Consider the following 2,080-nt stretch of genomic DNA (forward strand, 5'->3'; position numbering starts at 1 on the left):
GGCGAGCATCTCCGCCGGATGGAGCCGGCCGTCGTACGTCACGTGCAGCCCGGTGCGCTCGGAGGCGGCCCCGCTGGCCTGAGGGGTGACGGTCATGCCGGTCCGAGCGAGGCACGCAGCTCGGCCAGCTCGTACTCACTGTCGTCGGCGCCGAGGGTGTCGCCCAGTTCGGTGGCGCTGTCGCCGTCACCGATCGGGGTGGACAGCGACACGGCGTTGTAGGCGCGCGCGCCTTCCAGGCCCTCGAGCACCTCTTCCTCGGTGACGTCGAGGTGGGCGGCGATGTCCGCGACGGTGGGCGCCCGGTTGAGCGTCTGGGTCAGCGTGCTGTTCGCCTCGGAGATGCGCAGCCGCAGCTCCTGGAGGCGGCGCGGGACCCGGATGTTCCAGGTGCGGTCGCGGAAGTGCCGCTTGATCTCACCGAGGATGGTGGGGATCGCGAAGCCGGCGAAGTCCACGCCGCGGGCGGCGTCGAACCGGTCCACCGCCTTGATGAGCCCGAGGGCGGCGGTCTGGGCCAGGTCGCCGGCCGGCTCGCCCCGGCCGCTGTAGCGGGCGGCGAGGTGGTTGGCCAGCGGCAGCCACGCCTCGATGACCTGGTTGCGCAGCGCCGCCCGTTCCGGGTGCCCCTCCGGCAGCGTGGACAGGGCGGCGATCAGCTCGCTGGCGCGGGACTCCTCGCCGGTCACCGGGGCACGGTGCACGTCGGTCGTCGTCGGGGCGATGGTCGTCGTGGTCATACTGCCCTTCCTGTCCTGAGGAGAACGGGTGCCTCCCAGCACCGGTCGTGCCAGCCACACTAGACCAAAGTCCGGCAGCTAATCAACCGAACGGACGATGGATATAGCGCCCATACATGGACATTCACCCACTGGAGTCGGTCGGGAGATTGCGACGGCGGCCACAAAACGAGGTCGGGGCGGCGTGCGGCGGGGGCATATCCTGCGTCCGTGGACCGCTGCGACGAGTGCCTCTTCGTGTATTCCCGGGTGGCCGGCGCCGCGCTGCCCGCGCTCCTGCGCGACCTGCGCGGCCGGTTCACCGGCGCCCTCGACGAGGTGGCGGACGTCCGCCGGCGCCCCGCCCCGGGGGTGTGGTCGCCGCTGGAGTACACCTGCCACGTCCGGGACGTGCTGCGCGTTCAGGCCGAACGGCTCGCCCTGGCACTCCGCGTCGAGGAACCGACGTTCCTCCCCATGGGCCGCGACGAGCGCGCCGTCGCGGAGCGGTACAACGACCAGGAACCGGTGACCGTCCTGGCCGAACTCGGCACCGCCGCCGACGAGCTGGCGACCCGGTTCGCCGGGCTCGGCGCGGCGCAGCTGGCCCGTACCGGCGTCTATCCGTGGCCGCAGCGGCAGGTCCGGACCCTCCTCTGGCTCGGCCAGCACACCGTTCACGAGGGTGAGCACCACCTGCTCGACATCCGCCGGGCGTCCGGCGGCTGAGCCGGTCGGTCAGCGACGCAGCAGCGGCCGGTAGTCCGCGGCGGTGAGCGGCAGCGCGGAGAGCGAGCCGTCCGCGCGGGGCACCTCCAACGGTTGGCCGTCGCGCCGGAACGCGACGCTGTCGACGTCCGCCCGCTGGGTCAACGTGCAGACGATCTGGCCGAACGCGAGCATCTCGTCGCTGCGGCCGGTCTCCTCGCCCGCCTCCCGCACGTCGACCGTCACCACGGTGCCGACGGCGCTGACCCCCGCGACCGTGATCGTGCCCGGCAGGGCGGTGGAGAGGCCCCGTTCCCGTTCCGCGTCGTCCGGCCCGGCGAGCAGGTGCTGCAGGTGGGTGTCGACGCCCGAGAGGCCGTCGACCCGGCGGGTGGCGGCCGCCAGCCCGTCGTCCCGGACGAAGCACAGGGTCTCGTCGACCCGCCCGTCGGGATCGGTGGTCGCCGTCCCCGTGGCGGCGGGAAACGAGCCGGGCGGGGCGGACACCGGGCGGGGCCGGTCGTCGACCGGGACGCCACAGCCGCCGAGCAGCACCACGAGCAGGACCGCCGCGAGGGGTCGGCGCATCACCGCACCTCCGCCAACTCGACCCGGAACCGGGCGCCCCGCGGCTGCCGGTCGAGGACGCCGGC

The 2,080-nt window shown here is 73.7% G+C and carries 2 protein-coding genes and 1 pseudogene; 1 reads left to right on the forward strand and 2 read right to left on the reverse strand.

The annotated features are described in order from the left end of the window. Nucleotides 1-95 precede the first annotated feature (95 nt). A pseudogene (locus ACWEVO_RS35520) lies at nt 96-740 on the reverse strand (sigma-70 family RNA polymerase sigma factor); the annotation flags it as partial. Nucleotides 741-950: 210 nt separating this feature from the next. On the opposite strand from ACWEVO_RS35520, the gene ACWEVO_RS35525 reads away from it, so the two are divergent. Next, a complete protein-coding gene (locus ACWEVO_RS35525; RefSeq protein ID WP_452311784.1) occupies nt 951-1,448 on the forward strand; it encodes a DinB family protein in 498 nt (165 codons plus the stop codon). A gap of 9 nt (nt 1,449-1,457) precedes the next feature. Here ACWEVO_RS35525 and ACWEVO_RS35530 read toward each other — a convergent pair whose 3' ends face one another. After that, a complete protein-coding gene (locus ACWEVO_RS35530) occupies nt 1,458-2,015 on the reverse strand; it encodes a GerMN domain-containing protein (RefSeq protein WP_452311785.1) in 558 nt (185 codons plus the stop codon). Nucleotides 2,016-2,080: the final 65 nt, after the last annotated feature.

This window comes from Micromonospora sp. NPDC003776, from assembly GCF_053605645.1.